Here is a 15,953-nt window from a genome sequence, read left to right as displayed (position 1 = left end):
GTGGAAGAAACAGGAATCCCCCTGCTTTAGCTGTGGGGAGTGTCAATGATAAATCCCAGCCTGTAAAATTGAAAATAAATTGAAAATCACGAAATCGGAGGAGTTAATGATTATGTGGAATAAATTAGGCATAAGTGGAGGAACTGCAATTGTTATTTTGATCGCACTGTATTTCGTTATCAAATGGGCAGTGAAAAATGGTATCAAAGAAGCCTACAGTGCTATCACTGGAAAGAAAAAGAAAACGGATGAAGATGTCAGAAACGAAAAAGAACTGAAAGAACTTGGATTTGAGTTAGAAGATAAATAAAAGTTTTCAGGGGGGTTATGAAGAAAAAAGTACTTGCAATTATGTTGGTTACGGTATCAATAATGTTGATTTCGGCGTGCGGGAAAAAAGAAAAACTGTACGAAATTCCTAACCTGTCGCAGTATAAGACAGATTATGTAGGAGATTCTTCGAATGTTATAAACATTGTAAGCGGTCAAGAGTATCCGGAGGGATACTCATATGACAGTATAGAGATACAGTCTGAAACAGAGCCTTATGGATTAACAGTTTTTCTAAAAGATGAGCCGTCTGCATCCAGGATTGCAGATGAATTGCAGGTCAATGCAGATATGACATTTAACTTGATTGGTAATTTGGGAACACTTGAGTATAGAATAGCAGACAGCAAAGAAATCATTGCATCGTATGAACGGTAGAAAGAGTATTCTTCAACTTTCAGTTCTATTGATTGAATAAGAGATGATATGGAAAGCATTTGTCAGGAATGGCAGGTGCTTTTTTTGTGCCCGGAGTGCTCCGGGTATTTTTGAGCCTTTTTTTATGAGATTTATGGGGAAGCTGCATATTCCGCAAGAACTGCGCATCCGTTCCAGAGGAACGGAGCGCCATTCCGCTTCAAACTGAGCAAAGCTCAGCAGGTTGATTAATTACTATTGGTTATTCTGCGATCCCTGCCAGGAAATTCAAGGCGATATGCCTTGGATGTCATTCGACTTAAGCAGGCATCTGCGTAGGTGGAATCCCCAAAAAGCTGATACCATCCGGATACTGGAATCTGTGAGATAATAATAGTTGCCTTGCGGCAGTCTCTGGACTCGATGATTTCAAATAAATCGCGGCATTTCTCGATGTCCAGATCCATTAAGCCGAAATCATCTATCACCATGAGATCATAAGCTGCCATTTCATTCGAATACTCAAAGTAAGTACCTTCCTGCCTGGCATGATCTGATTCCTTTAAGAGTGTGTTCGCACGTATGTATTTAACAGTACGGTTCTGATGCATTGCTGTGATACATAAGGCGCAGGCGATGTGCGTTTTCCCAGCACCGGCCCCTCCGGTCATCAGCAGGTTATTCGGCTCATCGATCCAATCACACTTGGCCAGAAGTTCTATGACGTGTGTATTCAGCTGACGTTCTGGATCATAGATTGAACTGTCAAGATCAGCTGCAGGATATTTCAGGGTCGCTTTCTTCATGAGACGTTTAAACTTTTTACTCTCACGCTGATCCCACTCCTGATTTACAATAGCAGCAAAGCGGACTTCAAATGGTTCGAGACCTGTGTTTGGTTCCAGCAGCTGCTTTTCAAATGCTTCAGCCATACCGGACATGCGAAGTTTATACAGCCGATCCATGAGTATGTTCTGTTCCTTTGTGAGTTTATCGTTATAAAGATAGTCTTTTAATCTGTATGCCATAGTACGTCACCCTTACTTATAGTAGTCCTTTCCTCTGATATTTTCATGATTGGGCAGTGTTCCTGGTGAATGCTCGGGGAGTTCCTTCACATCCATCTTTTTCAGCATCTGCTTGAAGGTAAAATACTTACAGGAATTGATCTCTATACATTTACGGGCAACTTCTTCAGCAGCACCTTTCGGGATTGTTTTTACTTTATGCAGGATACCTGCACAGGCATTATAGGACTGCTCTTCATGTTTTGATGATTTAAGGAGTCTGTCAATCAGTTCTGACATCGCAGGACCAATGGCAGAAGTCCAGCGGCGGTAATAATTACCATCCTTTGAATTGACTTCTTTGTAATAAAGGTGTTCTGGCGGCATATGTTCATCTACCGTGATATACAGCGGAAACTCTCTATAAGACCGCTTATGTGTACAGATCAGCCGATTATACTGATCACAGATTCTGATCTCTGAAGCGGTTGCCTTCAGGATTGCAGGCTTGCCACAGTAAGAGTACAATACGGAGTAGTAGTGGCCGTCATACTCGATGTGGTAATTGTTGGGAACTTTTAGGACCGCTTTATAGTCGCAAGCCGTGTAACATCCGCCTGGCAGTGGTTTCATACATGGTTTGTCATACTTTTCGAAAGCATTCTGTCTTGAGAAGTCCTTGCCTTGAAAAGATCGTTTATTGAGGACTGCTACTATTTTTTTTGATTTCAGCATTTAGGTCTTCAAATGATACATATATCTTTTCTTTCAGTTTCTCAACCAGGTGTATTTCAAGATAACGTACATGATTTTCAACTGTAGGCTTGCCTTTCGGCTTTCTAGCGGGTGGTGGAAGAACTATAGTTTCATAGAAATCTTCCAGATCTGCAAATGTAGACTGCAGGATAAGTTCATCCTTTGTGTGCTTGGTTACAGCAGTTCGCAGGTTATCGGGCACAAAGTATTTCGTAACAGCACCATAAAATGAAACAGCATGGGCACAGCCTTCTATAAAACATGGGAGCTTCTCATTTGAAAAAACTTCTGCATAGATCAGACTGCTGACTCCAAGAGTGGTCGCAAAGATATGGACTTTTTTGATCTCGCCCGTTTCGGTATCTGTTAACAGTTCCGGCTGATCACCGACCCAGTCGATATACATCTTTTCACCCGGGATTCGGTTTACGGCCATTGATACCTTCTGGCCACCATAGTTTTCTGCTATGAATCGGTTGAAGTATTCGTAAAACTGTGATTTCTCATAACCATCAGGATTCTTTTCTTTATAATCCAGCCAACAGAACGAAATGTTCATGCGGCTCCCTGGTGCATGGATTCTGTCATAGTAATACTGGAAATCTGGAAGTGGGACATCTTTCCTCTGTAGATTTTTCTGCGGATAGAAAAGGTTCTCAACTTCCTTAGGTGCCATCATTCGGAGTTCCTCGATTGGGATTCCGTTGGCATGGTATCGGCTCATGATCAGATTTAATGTACCTGAGCCAATCTTGTAACGGTCCATAACGGACCTGGTCTGGCATCCATTCAAACGCATCTGGATGGAGCCGATAATCGTGTTGTAGTCTTGCATAGTTATGCCTCCTTTCGCAATCATTTGATGACTACGAAAGAACTATAACACGTTGAAAACTTATTGATCAGCTGAAGCGGAAACGCGTTCAGTTACATCCGGAAAGACTGATCAGCTCTTAGCGGAATGCGTGGTCAGATGAGCCGGAATTTGCAGGGAAGCCGCATGGCAGGGAACAGAATCCAGGGGATCACTGTCGAGATTGGCGGCGATACCACGAAATTGCAGACCGCCTTAAAGGGGGTTAATACAGAAATCCGGAATACGCAGAGCCAGCTGAGGGATGTGGAGAAGCTGCTTCCGGTGACGGGAGTGGCGGCAGATATGGTAATTTCGCCGCAGATGGCCGTGGCAGACAGCGGTGTGATTACCGGTACGGGAACATCCGGCGGTGCGGATCTGACAGCCGGTATTGTGGCGGCACTGAAGGAGGTGCTGGGTGATCAGAAGGGACAGCAGGGGGATCTGGTGATTCCAGTTTATCTGGGGAACCAGCTGCTGGATGAGGTGATTGTGACGGCACAGCAGAGAATGAGTCTGAGGAGCGGAGGTAGATAGGATGGCTTTTTTTCAGTATCTTGTGTTTGACGGGGAGAACCTGCCGCTTCCGGATTCTTATGAGGGGAGCTGGAGGATGTGGAAGCGGATTCCGGCGGTGAGACAGAGGCAGGGACAACACAGAGGGATGTGGTGCGGCATGGTGTGGTGCGGATCCCGGTGTCGTTTTCCGTTACGGCGAAGTGGTTGAAGAAGCTGGCGGGGTATGCGAAGAAGGATAAGATCAGCGGGTAGTATTTTGATGTGGAGACGCTGGGGATGAAAACAGCGGAAATGTATGTGACGGGGTATAAGGCGAAGCTGAAAAAGGATACCAGTTATAAGGGGCTGTGGACGGTGAGTTTTACGTTGAAGGAGATGTAGGGAAATGGTATACTGGAAGCATCAAATCGTAATTTGCACAATTCTTGAACTCAACACAAACTGCCATCAGTGTTGTTCCGTTGCCCGTTCTTTGCTGGTAGAATAAAACCATCAAATGAAGGAGGCAACAAGCCATGAATACAGATAAAATCTATGCAGAACAACTCGCAAACGAATATGCACTCAAGGACACCTCCAAGGTGATTGCTCTTCGCAAACTGGATGCAAAAGCCAAGCTTCCCGCAACCGTTTTTACCTATACCTTCGGCATTATCACTGCGCTGGTAGCCGGTGTTGGAATGTGCCTTTCCATGAAGGTCATCGGCAGCGGTAGCACCACTATGTTTGTCCTCGGCGTGATTGTCGGCATTATTGGGCTGCTGGGCATGGGCGTTAATTACCCCATCTACAAAAAATTGCTGGCACAGGGCAAGCAGAAATACGCTTTTGAAATCATGGAACTGGCAAAAGAAATCAGCGAGATGTAAACAATAACACGAAAGAAGGTGAGAACGATTGAATAGATCGGAAAGCAGATATTTTGCTACCGCAGCCAGAATGGACGAAGCCTTTCTGACCCTTCTGGCAAAAAAGGATTTTGAGTATATTACAATCAAAGAAATCTGTGAAGTAGCAGGGGTCAATCGTTCCACCTTCTATCTGCACTATGAAACGATGTCAGACCTGCTCTCGGAGAGTGTCGGTCGTATGAACGAGCAATTTCTTGCTTCTATGGAGAAAGATTCGGATGCCTTTTCTACAAAGCTGCGGAATTGCCCGAGGGATGAATTATATCTAATTACGCCGGATTATTTAACACCTTACCTCAGCTACATTAAGAATAACAAGCGACTGTTCCGCACAGCAACAGAAAATGCGGCGGTGTTGGGGATGGATAAAAGCTATGATAGGATGTTCCGTCATGTGTTTACGCCGATTCTCGACCGCTACGGTGTACTACAGCAAGATCGACCTTATATCATGGCCTTTTATATTCGGGGACTGATGGCAATTATCTCAGAATGGCTCAAGAACGACTGCACCGATTCCATTACGTATGTTACAGGTTTGATTCAGCAGTGTGTAAAAATTCCACAAAGCGAAACACCGAACGCTGTTTGACAATTTCAAGTTTGGAGAATTGAAAAAAACGGAATTTATCTATTAAGACATATAAACTCTTGACAATAAAGCTCCTATATAGTATGTTTTTAATAAACTACTATATAGGAGCTTTTGTATGGAAATGAATGGAGGATTTCTTGTCACCAAAATAAAACAGCTTGGAGACCGGATTTTTGAGAAGATTCTCAGTGAAAAGAATATTGATGCGTTTAATGGAGCCCAGGGACGTATTCTTTATGTGCTGTGGCAGGAGGATGGTATCTCAATCAGGTCACTCTCGACTAAATGCGGATTAGCGATAACATCTCTTACTACGATGCTGGAAAGAATGGAAAATCAAGGGCTGATAAGCCGTGTTCAGTCTGAAACGGACAAAAGGAAAACACTCCTGTTTCTGACTGAGAAAGCACATGCCTTAAAGGGCGAGTACGATTCTGTATCTGATGAGATGGGCAGTATTTACTACAAAGGTTTTTCAGAGGAAGAAATTATCCGGTTTGAGGAATGTCTCGACCGCATCAGAAAGAATCTTGAGGAGTGGCAGAAGTCATGAGTATTTGTATCAAAGATCAGATTCAGAACATGAATATCGTCATTGGCTGCACAGTGGGGTGTACATATTGCTATGCCCGCAACAACGTGAAACGCTGGCATATGATTGATGACTTCGCTGACCCTGAATTCTTTCCGGGTAAGCTCAAGATGATGGAAAAGAAACGTCCGCAGAACTTTCTTCTTACTGGGATGAGCGATCTCTCCGGATGGAAGCCGGAATGGAGAGACGAGGTATTTGCAAAGATCCGTGAAAATCCACAGCATCAGTTCCTGTTCCTTACCAAGCGACCTGATCTGCTGGATTTTGATACCGATCTGGAAAATGCATGGTTTGGCGTTACGGTGACGAGGAAAGCCGAACTGTGGCGTATCGACGCCCTTCGGAAAAACATCAGAGCAAAGCATTACCATGTTAGCTTTGAACCGTTATTCGACGATCCCGGTACAGTTGACCTTTCCAGAATCAACTGGATCGTTGTCGGCACTATGACCGGGGCTCAGAGCAGGAAGATTCATACGGAGCCGGAATGGGCATGGTCTCTGACGGATCAGGCACACGCACTCGGCATTCCGGTGTTTATGAAGGAAGACCTTGTCCCTATCATAGGGGATGAAAATATGATTCAGGAAATGCCGGAAGAATTTAATAAAGTGTTAGAGGTACAGAAATCATGGAAGAAGTAATAAATGGAATCCTCATTCGTGAGGTGGAAACAAAGAACATCATGACTAAGTCTAGTCTGCCGGTAGGCGGTTACTCGGTCAATCCCTATGTGGGCTGTACACATGCCTGCAAGTATTGCTATGCTTCTTTTATGAAGCGCTTTAGCGGGCACAAGGAGGAATGGGGCACTTTCCTTGATGTGAAGCATTGGCCGGAAATTAAAAATCCGAAGAAATATGCCGGACAGCGGGTGGTCATCGGTTCTGTGACAGATGGCTACAATCCACAGGAGGAGCAATTCGGGAATACCAGAAAACTTCTGGAGCAGCTGAACGGCAGTGACGCAGATATTCTGATCTGCACAAAGTCGGATCTTGTGGTACGGGATATTGATCTGCTGAAGAAGCTTGGACATGTAACCGTTTCATGGTCGATCAACACACTAGATGAAAATTTCAAGAACGATATGGATTCTGCTTCGAGCATTGAGCGCCGTATCTCTGCTATGAAGCAGGTATATGAAGCAGGTATCCGTACAGTCTGTTTCGTATCCCCGGTATTCCCCAGTATCACGGATTTTGAAGCAATCTTTGAGCGGGTAAAGGATCAATGCGATCTGTTCTGGCTCGAAAATCTCAATCTTCGAGGCGGTTTCAAAAAGACAATTATGGATTATATCGCCGGAAAATATCCTGATCTTGTACCACTTTACGACGAGATCTATAACAAGCATAACCGCAGCTACTTTGAAGCACTTGAAGTAAAAGCTGAGAAAATGGCTAAGAAGTATGATTGTGCCTTTGTGGATAATGAAATGCCTTATGGCAGAGTCCCGCAGGGACATCCGGTGATCGTAGATTATTTCTATCATGAGGAAATCCGTGGGACAGAGAATACCGGAAAAAGAAATCGCTAACTTCAAGTTTGCAGGGAAGGTGGCTATCATGGAGATGAAGAGAAATGGATGAGAGGAAAGCGTATTGGTTTGAACAGCCATATATGCCGCAGATGAAAAATATTGCGGTGGCTCCTGTTATTCTGGAAGATGGAAGACTGTCCTTCTGTGTTCCAGGGGATGATGGTCCTCCGTGGTCCGGGGTGTGGAACCTGACTGGAAAGGTTGTTTTGGACGGGGATGATTATTTTGAGTTCCAGTGTGATGATGAAGTGATGCACAGACGGGGTGGAACATATAAATTTCATGCTTTGGATGTTGATACATTCAGCAGGGAAACGTGTCAGTGGATATCACAGGGAAAAGAGATTGCAGACTGCTGTAAAACAACAGAAGAACTGCATGAATGGTACCTGAAACATTGGACTTATAACAGATAGAATGATTATATTTACGAAGGCATCGGTCACCTGGTTGGCTGGTGCTTTTTTCGTGGGGAAATGGAGGTGGCGGGATGTATCCGGTATCGGATGGGTTTCTGAGAGCTGTGAAGAGCAATACAAGAAAATATTACTGGACGGGTACGATCGTTACCAGAGGCGGAATGACGTATGAGTTCGGGGCGAAGGAGATTGTGAAGGGTTCCGGGTATATTTCCAGGCAGTGCTGTGGAAGCACGGAAATTGAACTGGGGACGGTGTATGCGGCGGAGATGGGGATCACGCTTCTGAGTGACATTGACAGGTATACGCTGGAGGATGCTCAGGTGACGCTGGTGTTTCATCTGGTGCTGGCGGATGGTTCGGTGGAAGATGTGCCGATGGGAGTTTTTGAGGTCAGTGAGGCGAACCGTCTGGCAAAGTGCCTGGAACTGAAAGCCTATGATTTTATGCTGCGGTTTGATAAGAGTTTCAACGGGTTTGAGACTGTGGGGACTGCTTATGATTTTATTGCTTTGTGCTGTAAGCGGTGTAAAGTGGAGTTTGCGAATAAGAGGGCGGAGATTGATGCCATGCCGAATGGCGGGGTGACGCTTTCTGTTTATACTGAAAATGATATTGAGACCTGTCGGGATGTGCTGTTTTATGTGGCACAGGTTCTGGGAGGTTTCTTTATTATTAACAGGGAGGGAAAGCTGGAACTGAGAAAGTACGGGAAGGATCCTGTGATGAAGGTGGAGCAGAGACACCGGTTTTCTTCCAGCTTTTCGGATTTTATTACCAGATACACGGCAGTGAGTTCCACCAACAAGCAGACGCAGATTGCAGAGTATTATGCTCTGGATCCGGATAATGGGCTGACCATGAACCTGGGTGTGAACCCGCTTCTGCAGTTTGGGTTAAAGGAGACCAGGGAGATGTTGTGCAGCATTCGGATGAATGGTGTGATACCTGTGTGTCTGCTGCAGGGATCAGGGCAGGATGCAGTGAGTTGATCGGCAGGGAGTGCGGCGTGGAGGAATACGTGAAGATCTTCAGGGAGGTGGGGATCTGGATCGAAGACGGAACCATCACGCCGGAGCCGGGTTATGTGATTGTGTATAACTGGGACAAGGCCACACAGCCGAATGACGGGTACAGTGACCATATCGGTTTTGTGGAGGAGGTTTCCGGTGGGAATGATTACTGCTATTGAAGGTAACCGGGGTGAAAAGGTTGACAGAAGGGTGATCCCCCTGGGATGGGGATATATCCGCGGATATGCGGCTCCGCAGTATGAGAAGGCTGTGAAAGGAACCGGCGGGAATCCTGGTACAGGAAAGAAAAGTGTGGAAGCTGTGGCGAAGGAAGTGATTGCCGGAAAGTGGGGGAACGGCGAGGACAGAAAGAAGAGACTGCAGGCTGCAGGGTATGATTATCCGGCAGTGCAGGCGAAGGTGAATGAGCTGGTGAAAAGTAGCAACAAAAAGAGTGTGGAAACTGTAGCAAAGGAAGTCATTGCCGGAAAGTGGGGAACGGCGGGGACAGAAAGAAGAGACTGCAGGCTGCGGGATATGATTATGGGGCAGTGCAGAGAAAAGTGAATGAGTTGATGAGATAGTAGGAAGCCTGCTGTTGTCTGTGGAGAAATCTGCGGATGATGGCAGGCTTATTTTTTTGTTTGAGGTTTCAAACTTTTATGTGACAAACATAACTGTCTGTGCTATTATAAAAACGATATAAGCGAAAATGACTTTTGCGGAAACGAAAGTATCTTTATATTTTTTTATCCGTATACTTCCTATAATGGGAATGAATACTTGCAAAGTTGATTACTAATATTTTTTCATTATTACAGGTACAATAAGAACATGTAATAGCGGAAATGAGGTATAGTTACTTGCAGATAGAGAAGTATATTGCGGATAAAATAACATTTTTGTGTGAAAAGCGTGATATCAGTAAATATAGATTATCGCAGCTGTCGGGAATTTCCCAGTCATCACTGGGAAGAATCATGGCGCAGGAAAACCTGCCGTCGCTGATTACACTTGAAAAAATATGTGCAGCTTTGGGCGTGACATTATCACAGTTTTTTCAGGAAGGTAATTCAGAGAATCTGACAGAAAAACAGAAAGAAGTTTTAAGGATATGGAACAATCTGAGTACAAATGAGCAGGAAACAGTAATGTCAATGCTGCGTGGTCTTCGGAAGTAGGAGAACAGTTCGAGTATATGTATCGGCTGTTCTTCTTTTGTTTTTAGGTGTTAAAACGGTAATGTTTTTCTTGTACATAGTCGAGCATTAGAGTATAATAAAACCAGTTTTTTTTCATATGTTTAAAAGCTATAATAAGAAAAACGGCAAAACAGATGAAAGTCTGCGACGCAAAGCTATAGGGCCTGTAAAATGGTAGCCAGTTGCCACGTTAAAGATGCATTGTCTGCAATGACAATGCTTTTTTCATTTTTGGAGATTAAAAAGAAACTAAAACAGGCAATAATTGGTGGCTGCTAAAATATAAAAATGAAGTAGATAAAAACGCAGGTGTAAAGGAAATCGGTTATGTGGAAGAAAATTAAGTCAGCACAGGAACGAAAAAATACATTTAGGATAAAAAAAGAGTTATGGATTCCGGTATTTGTATTGATGATCGGTTTGGTTGTTCTGGTGAATATAGGCATTCGTGCGGATAGCAGTCAAAGGGATTTGATAAGGTCAAGAGCTGAATTAAACGCAGTAACGTATGCAGATCATATGAAGGCTGATATCGTGAGGGGAATTGATATTACAAATACTTTTGAACAGATTGTTATTAGTGAAAACGGAAAAATTTCCATGTTCTCGAAAGTTGCGGAGAATATGATGGCAGATTATGTCCAGAGTATTCAGATCGCACCAGACGGCGTAGTGACTGAGATTTATCCGGAAGACGGAAATAAGGCTGGAAAGATAGATCTTATTCATGATAAAGAACGAGGAAAGATATCTTGTTATGCCAGAGACAATGATGTGATAACCATGCAGGGACCATTTTCTTTGAAACAGGGTGGAACGGGGATTGCTGTAAGAAATCCGGTGTATGTGGAGCAGAAAAATGGCGAAAGGACATTTTGGGGATTTACAATTGTAATTATTCGTGTACCGGATATATTCGCTGATTCTATAAAGTCACTTACCGATTTTAGCTATGAATATAAGTTGTCTAAAAGTATTGCACCGTGGGATGAAACATACGAAGAAGTGTATGGCTCAGGTGTGGAAATGATTGATCCTGTCACATATACTTTCGAATTAGGTGACAGTCAATGGGTTCTGGAAGTGATGCCTGAAAACGGATGGAATAGCAATGAAAAGTTATATAGACTATGGGGCTGCGGTTTACTGATTGTTTTGCTTTTAACTGGATTTGTTTTTATGATTATGTTACTGCACAGGACACAGGAATCGGAAAACACAGTAGTGAAATTAAATAAAAAACTGCAGAAAGCATTGGAGCAGGCGAAAACAGCCAGTGTTGAAAAATCTAATTTTCTGTTTAATATGTCACATGATATACGTACTCCTATGAATGCAGTTATTGGTATGACGTCATTAATAAGACATGATGCAGGAAATAAAGATAAAGTAATAGAGTATGCAGATAAAATAGATGTTTCATCCCAGCATCTGTTAGGGATTATTAATGATATTCTGGATATGAGCAAAATTGAGGCAGGAAAAACAGTTTTTAAATACGATGATTTCTCTATTCTGAATTTTATACAGGAAATCAATAATCTATTTCATTCACAGATAGATGAAAAGAAACAGATTCTTACAACAAAGAAAAATATCCGACATGAGTGGGTGAACGGGGATCAGCTTCGCCTGATGCAGATTTTCAGCAACCTGCTTTCTAATGCAGTGAAGTACACGCAGGAAGGTGGAGAAATTCAGTTTCTGGTAGAAGAATGTGAAACAAATTCATTCGTCTATGCAAAGTACCGTTTCTTAGTCAGGGATAATGGAATAGGAATGTCAGCAGATTTCAAAGATAAAATCTTTGATGCTTTTACCCGTGCCGAAAATTCTGTGACGAATAAGATCCAGGGAACCGGTCTTGGAATGGCTATTACCAGAAATCTGGTTGAAGCAATGGGAGGTACCATTGATGTGGAGAGTGAACTGGGACAGGGAAGTTGTTTTGAGGTTCTCATAGAGCTGAGAATTGCAGAGGATAGAACAGTTGCTCTGGCGGCACAAGAAGACACAGATGAGCAGGATGGTAATATTCTGCAGGGAATGAGGTTCCTGTGTGCAGAGGATAATGAGCTGAATGCTAAGATCCTGACGGAACTGTTAAAGATTGAAGGTGCAGAATGTACCATCTGTGAAAATGGGGAAGAGGTTTTGAAAGCATTTGAACAGTCTGCTCCGGGGGATTATGACATGATCCTGATGGATGTGCAGATGCCTGTTATGAATGGTTATGAGGCAACAAAGGCAATCCGCAGAAGCTCCCATGAACTGGCAAAGACGATTCCGATCATTGCCATGACTGCGAATGCATTTTCCGAGGATATTCAACATTCCCTGGCAGCTAGTATGAATGCACACGTTTCAAAACCAGTTGAGATGAAAGTACTGGAAAAGACAATCAGAAGCATAAAATCCGGCGGGGGGGGCACCGAACCGCAGGGCATTGAACAGTGACAAATGGTTTTGATACAGTAGTGTAATTTTATTAAATCAGAAGGTTGACAAAGAGATGTATAGAGAAATATATTTGACAGACAGACAGACAGACAGACAGACAGACAGACAGGAGATTTAATATGATTTCGAGAGCAAAGAAATATGTGGCAGTATTACTGGCTTTTGTATGCGTGTGTATGATATTTTCTCCCCAGACTGCATATGCAGCCGAGGACAGTTCGCAGCATGAAACTGTCAAAGTCGGTTTCTTTGCCATGGATGGTTATCATGTGATGGATGAAGAAGGCAACCGCAGTGGGTATGGCTATGATTTTCTTCGGCTGATGGCCCGTTATTGGGATGTAGATTACGAATATGTCGGATATGATAAGAGCTGGGATGATATGCAGCAGATGCTTGAAGATGGCGAGATTGACATGGTAACATCTGCCCGCAAAACACCGGACAGAGAAGAAAAGTTTGATTTTTCACGTCCGATCGGAACCAATTATGGGATGCTGACCGTCCGCAGTGACAACAGCACGATTGTGGACGGCGATTACAGCACTTACAACGGTATGCGTGTGGCGCTTTTGAACGGAAACACCCGGAATGAAGAGTTTGCGGATTTTGCAGACAACAAAGAATTTACATATGTTCCATCTTATTTTGATACGACCGCAGAGATGGAGGAAGCCCTTCAGAGCGAAAAAGTTGATGCGATTGTTACCAGTTCTCTGAGAAAAACAAACAATGAGCGAATCGTGGATAAATTTGGCAGCAGCGATTTCTATGTCATTGTTAAAAAGGGCAATACAGAATTGCTGAATGAGATCAATTATGCGATCGATCAGATGAATGCGGTTGAGGGTGACTGGAAAACGACGCTTTACAATAAAAATTATGAAAGCATAGAAAATAAGAATCTGGAATATACGGAGCAAGAAAAAAGTATTATTGCACAATATTCCAAGGACAACCCGCTTCATGTTCTGTGTGATCCGACCCGTTATCCATATTCTTATAATGAAAATGGTGAGATGAAGGGTATTATCCCGGATTACTTCCGGAAAATTGCAGACTATGCCGGGATTTCCTACGAGTTTCTTACACCTGCTACCAGAGATGAGTATATTGCTTATCAGAAAAATACGGAAACCACAGATATGAGTATCGATGCACGCCTGGAAACAGATAACTATGCTGAGACGAAAAAATGGGGGCTTACTGCACCTTTCATTACAATGCAGCTGGCAAGGGTGACACGGCGTGACTTTGATGGAAAAATCAATGTTGTTACTACGGTTGACCAGACAGCATCAAATTCCATTGAAGATGCAATGGCACCAGGCGCAGAAAAACTGATGTGCAGTACCCGACAGGAAATGATGGAGGCTGTCCGTAAGGGAAAAGCCGATGCTGCCTTCGTCTACTATTACATGGCACAGGCGTTTGTGAATAGTGACACCACAGGCACCCTGACATATACTTTGCTGGAACAGCCTACATACACCTACCGCATGGTAATATCATCAACAGAGAATCATGCACTGGCTGGCATCCTGACGAAAGCAATGTATGCCATGCCCCAAAATCTTGTCGAAGATATAGCAGCACGGTATACCACATACAAAGCAGCAGATCTGACATTTGTTGACTGGATCCGTCTGCATCCTGTTGTTACTGTTTGGGTTCTTCTTATTTTCGGATGGCTGCTGACTACTATGGCTGTGATAGCAATGCGTCTCAGTGCAAGAAAAAAAGCTCAGAAGGCAGTCCAGGAGACGGCTGAGGAAATGGCGGAACTGGCAGAGCATGCGCAGGCTGCAAACAAGGCAAAAACAGCATTTCTGTCACATATGTCCCATGATATGAGAACACCGATGAATGCAATCATGGGATTTACCGGTATTGCAATGAAAAAAAATCCTTCAGACGAAGTGAAAAATTGTCTGGAAAAGATTGATGAAAGTTCAGAGTATTTACTGTCGCTGATCAATGATGTATTAGATCTGACTCGCGTGGAAAGTGGAAAAGTGAAATACAATCCGGTACCGGCAGATTTGAAAAGTATCACAGATTCTGCACTGGATATTACAAAAGGTTTTCTTACGAACAGGGATATCAGCTTTAAGATCCAGCGTGAAGAAGCAAAGATCCCAAATGTACTTGTGGATCCTGTACGTCTGCGAGATGTGCTGGTTAATATTCTGAGCAATGCCGTGAAGTTCACTCCGGATGGAGGGACGATTACATTTGAAACCCGGTGTCAGGAAAAGGGCGGGGATGGATATATAAATATGCATTACCGCATTTCGGATACTGGTATTGGCATGAGTGAGGAATTTACAAAAGAAGTTTTTGAGGAATTTGCACAGGAAGATTCCGATGTGAGAACGCAGTACCATGGATCTGGACTGGGGATGGCTATCGTAAAGAAGTATGTAGATATGATGGGTGGAACCATTTCCGTGCAGAGTAAAAAGCATGAGGGAACCACATTTACTGTGGATATTCCTTTGGAAATTACAGATAAGGAATGTAATAAGTCAGACACAGGTTTTTCTGAAAAGGTAAATCTTACAGGTGTGAATGTTCTTATTGCAGAGGATAATGAACTGAATGCAGAGATTGCTGCCGTGCAGTTGGAAGAGTTTGGGATGAATGTAGAAAGAGCTGTGGATGGAAAGAATGCTGTTGAGATTTTCAGAAATCATCCGGAAGGCACATTTGATGTAATCCTGATGGATATCATGATGCCTGAAATGAATGGTTATGAAGCGACAAAAGCAATCAGGGCGATGAATGACAGACCGGATGGAAAAAACATTCCTATTATAGCAATGACAGCCAATTCATTTGCTGAAGATGTTCAGGCATCACTGGATGCAGGAATGAATGTACATTTGTCAAAGCCGATTGTGATTGAGGAAGTTATAAAAACGATTTTAAGGTATGTTCATAATGATTAGCAGAGGTTCATGAATTAGTGGAATACAATTGACAGGAGGGCTAAAAGATGACAATGCAGGAGTGCTATAAAGCTATCGGAGGAAATTATGAGGCTGTTTTGGGACGCCTTCACAGCGAAGCACTGATTCAGAGATTTACATTAAAGTTCCTTGAAGACCAGAGTTATCTACAGTTAAAACAGGCATTGGAAAATAAAAATTATGAAGATGCTTTCCGCAGTGCGCACACATTGAAAGGGGTGTGACAGAATCTTTCCTTTGACCGTCTGTTAGTAAATTGACACAAGTTGGCTGTAGAGTATAATTATAGTAAAAGTACAGCAGAAGCTGTCGCAAAGATATTTATAAAAATGTTGTGGGGGTATTGAACATTAATGAATGTAAAATTAAAATCTGGAAGCAAGCAAGCAAGCAAGCAAGCAAGCAAGCAAGCAAGCAA

At 43.2% G+C, this 15,953-nt stretch carries 17 protein-coding genes, 4 pseudogenes and 1 riboswitch; of the genes and pseudogenes, 18 read left to right on the top strand and 3 right to left on the bottom strand.

Going from position 1 to position 15,953, the window contains the following annotated elements:
- The first annotated feature begins 112 nt into the window (after positions 1-112).
- Together DWY63_RS07580 and DWY63_RS07575 are read left to right on the top strand one after the other, a co-directional pair.
- Positions 113-310, top strand: coding sequence for a DUF6019 family protein (locus tag DWY63_RS07580; protein WP_117801763.1), 198 nt, complete (start codon positions 113-115; stop codon positions 308-310).
- A gap of 17 nt (positions 311-327) precedes the next feature.
- Positions 328-708 carry a DUF4825 domain-containing protein gene (locus DWY63_RS07575; RefSeq protein WP_117801762.1) on the top strand — a complete coding sequence of 127 codons (381 nt, stop codon included), beginning with the start codon at positions 328-330 and terminating at the stop codon, positions 706-708.
- A 227-nt stretch (positions 709-935) separates the two neighbouring features.
- On the opposite strand, the gene DWY63_RS07570 is transcribed toward DWY63_RS07575, so the two are convergent.
- From DWY63_RS07570 to DWY63_RS18400, 3 genes are all read right to left on the bottom strand, one after another.
- On the bottom strand, positions 936-1,715 hold the full coding sequence (locus DWY63_RS07570) for an ATP-binding protein (protein WP_055221200.1): 780 nt from the start codon (positions 1,713-1,715) through the stop codon (positions 936-938).
- A 12-nt stretch (positions 1,716-1,727) separates the two neighbouring features.
- A complete protein-coding gene (locus DWY63_RS18405) occupies positions 1,728-2,327 on the bottom strand; it encodes a Mu transposase domain-containing protein (RefSeq protein WP_243001863.1) in 600 nt (199 codons plus the stop codon).
- Positions 2,328-2,391: 64 nt separating this feature from the next.
- Entirely contained in the window at positions 2,392-3,285 is an 894-nt protein-coding gene (locus DWY63_RS18400) for a transposase (protein ID WP_243001862.1), read from the bottom strand.
- Between the two features lie 165 nt (positions 3,286-3,450).
- Here DWY63_RS18400 and DWY63_RS19090 point away from each other — a divergent pair.
- The 16 genes and pseudogenes from DWY63_RS19090 to DWY63_RS07495 all read left to right on the top strand — a co-directional run.
- Positions 3,451-3,585, top strand: a pseudogene (locus tag DWY63_RS19090) (phage tail tape measure protein); the annotation flags it as partial.
- A 259-nt stretch (positions 3,586-3,844) separates the two neighbouring features.
- Positions 3,845-4,206: pseudogene (locus DWY63_RS18890) on the top strand (hypothetical protein).
- Positions 4,207-4,340: 134 nt separating this feature from the next.
- Positions 4,341-4,694: a hypothetical protein gene (locus DWY63_RS07550; RefSeq protein ID WP_013274291.1), complete on the top strand. Its 354-nt coding sequence runs from the start codon at positions 4,341-4,343 to the stop codon at positions 4,692-4,694.
- 28 nt (positions 4,695-4,722) lie between these two features.
- Positions 4,723-5,328, top strand: a complete 606-nt coding sequence (locus DWY63_RS07545) for a TetR/AcrR family transcriptional regulator (protein WP_055228654.1) — start codon at positions 4,723-4,725, stop codon at positions 5,326-5,328.
- A gap of 118 nt (positions 5,329-5,446) precedes the next feature.
- Positions 5,447-5,884: a radical SAM mobile pair system MarR family transcriptional regulator gene (locus DWY63_RS07540; protein ID WP_007884694.1), complete on the top strand. Its 438-nt coding sequence runs from the start codon at positions 5,447-5,449 to the stop codon at positions 5,882-5,884.
- Entirely contained in the window at positions 5,881-6,570 is a 690-nt protein-coding gene (locus DWY63_RS07535; RefSeq protein ID WP_117509300.1) for a radical SAM mobile pair protein A, read from the top strand. The genes DWY63_RS07540 and DWY63_RS07535 overlap by 4 nt, the downstream gene beginning before the upstream one ends.
- Positions 6,558-7,466, top strand: a complete 909-nt coding sequence (locus tag DWY63_RS07530; protein ID WP_117801761.1) for a radical SAM mobile pair protein B — start codon at positions 6,558-6,560, stop codon at positions 7,464-7,466. Before DWY63_RS07535 ends, DWY63_RS07530 begins: the two co-directional genes overlap by 13 nt.
- 44 nt (positions 7,467-7,510) lie before the next feature.
- Positions 7,511-7,885, top strand: a complete 375-nt coding sequence (locus DWY63_RS07525) for a hypothetical protein (RefSeq protein ID WP_055228657.1) — start codon at positions 7,511-7,513, stop codon at positions 7,883-7,885.
- A gap of 74 nt (positions 7,886-7,959) precedes the next feature.
- A pseudogene (locus DWY63_RS07520) lies at positions 7,960-8,811 on the top strand (hypothetical protein); the annotation flags it as partial.
- Between the two features lie 98 nt (positions 8,812-8,909).
- On the top strand, positions 8,910-9,080 hold the full coding sequence (locus tag DWY63_RS18155; RefSeq protein ID WP_199607201.1) for a CHAP domain-containing protein: 171 nt from the start codon (positions 8,910-8,912) through the stop codon (positions 9,078-9,080).
- Positions 9,013-9,279, top strand: a pseudogene (locus DWY63_RS19085) (hypothetical protein); the annotation flags it as partial. The gene DWY63_RS18155 and the pseudogene DWY63_RS19085, both read left to right, overlap by 68 nt.
- Positions 9,280-9,392: 113 nt before the next feature.
- Positions 9,393-9,485, top strand: coding sequence for a hypothetical protein (locus DWY63_RS19080; protein ID WP_330411363.1), 93 nt, complete (start codon positions 9,393-9,395; stop codon positions 9,483-9,485).
- 279 nt (positions 9,486-9,764) lie between these two features.
- Complete coding sequence (locus DWY63_RS07510; protein ID WP_117801760.1) at positions 9,765-10,082, top strand: helix-turn-helix domain-containing protein; 318 nt, start codon at positions 9,765-9,767, stop codon at positions 10,080-10,082.
- Positions 10,083-10,217: 135 nt separating this feature from the next.
- A riboswitch (cyclic di-GMP riboswitch) is annotated at positions 10,218-10,293 on the top strand.
- A 137-nt stretch (positions 10,294-10,430) separates the two neighbouring features.
- Positions 10,431-12,560, top strand: a complete 2,130-nt coding sequence (locus DWY63_RS07505) for an ATP-binding protein (RefSeq protein ID WP_117801759.1) — start codon at positions 10,431-10,433, stop codon at positions 12,558-12,560.
- Positions 12,561-12,682: 122 nt separating this feature from the next.
- Entirely contained in the window at positions 12,683-15,514 is a 2,832-nt protein-coding gene (locus DWY63_RS07500) for a transporter substrate-binding domain-containing protein (protein ID WP_117801758.1), read from the top strand.
- Positions 15,515-15,561: 47 nt separating this feature from the next.
- Positions 15,562-15,759, top strand: coding sequence for a hypothetical protein (locus tag DWY63_RS07495; protein WP_174514952.1), 198 nt, complete (start codon positions 15,562-15,564; stop codon positions 15,757-15,759).
- Positions 15,760-15,953 lie beyond the last annotated feature (194 nt).

It is taken from the genome of Blautia sp. AF26-2 (genome assembly GCF_003460955.1).
GTDB lineage: Bacteria > Bacillota > Clostridia > Lachnospirales > Lachnospiraceae > Fusicatenibacter > Fusicatenibacter saccharivorans.
Note: the sequence above shows the minus strand (reverse complement) of the source record. Positions and strands in the feature narration are given on the sequence as shown.

Excerpts from the sequence above, each read along its gene's own strand:
- DWY63_RS07575 (WP_117801762.1), top strand. The coding sequence starts at position 328 with ATGAAGAAAAAAGTACTTGCAATTATGTTGGTTACGGTATCAATAATG.
- DWY63_RS07505 (WP_117801759.1), top strand. The coding sequence starts at position 10,431 with ATGTGGAAGAAAATTAAGTCAGCACAGGAACGAAAAAATACATTTAGG.
- DWY63_RS07530 (WP_117801761.1), top strand. The coding sequence starts at position 6,558 with ATGGAAGAAGTAATAAATGGAATCCTCATTCGTGAGGTGGAAACAAAG.
- DWY63_RS07580 (WP_117801763.1), top strand. The coding sequence starts at position 113 with ATGTGGAATAAATTAGGCATAAGTGGAGGAACTGCAATTGTTATTTTG.
- DWY63_RS07540 (WP_007884694.1), top strand. The coding sequence starts at position 5,447 with ATGGAAATGAATGGAGGATTTCTTGTCACCAAAATAAAACAGCTTGGA.
- DWY63_RS07550 (WP_013274291.1), top strand. The coding sequence starts at position 4,341 with ATGAATACAGATAAAATCTATGCAGAACAACTCGCAAACGAATATGCA.
- DWY63_RS07495 (WP_174514952.1), top strand. The coding sequence starts at position 15,562 with ATGACAATGCAGGAGTGCTATAAAGCTATCGGAGGAAATTATGAGGCT.
- DWY63_RS07525 (WP_055228657.1), top strand. The coding sequence starts at position 7,511 with ATGGATGAGAGGAAAGCGTATTGGTTTGAACAGCCATATATGCCGCAG.
- DWY63_RS07500 (WP_117801758.1), top strand. The coding sequence starts at position 12,683 with ATGATTTCGAGAGCAAAGAAATATGTGGCAGTATTACTGGCTTTTGTA.
- DWY63_RS07570 (WP_055221200.1), bottom strand. The coding sequence starts at position 1,715 with ATGGCATACAGATTAAAAGACTATCTTTATAACGATAAACTCACAAAG.
- DWY63_RS18405 (WP_243001863.1), bottom strand. The coding sequence starts at position 2,327 with ATGAAACCACTGCCAGGCGGATGTTACACGGCTTGCGACTATAAAGCG.
- DWY63_RS18400 (WP_243001862.1), bottom strand. The coding sequence starts at position 3,285 with ATGCAAGACTACAACACGATTATCGGCTCCATCCAGATGCGTTTGAAT.
- DWY63_RS07535 (WP_117509300.1), top strand. The coding sequence starts at position 5,881 with ATGAGTATTTGTATCAAAGATCAGATTCAGAACATGAATATCGTCATT.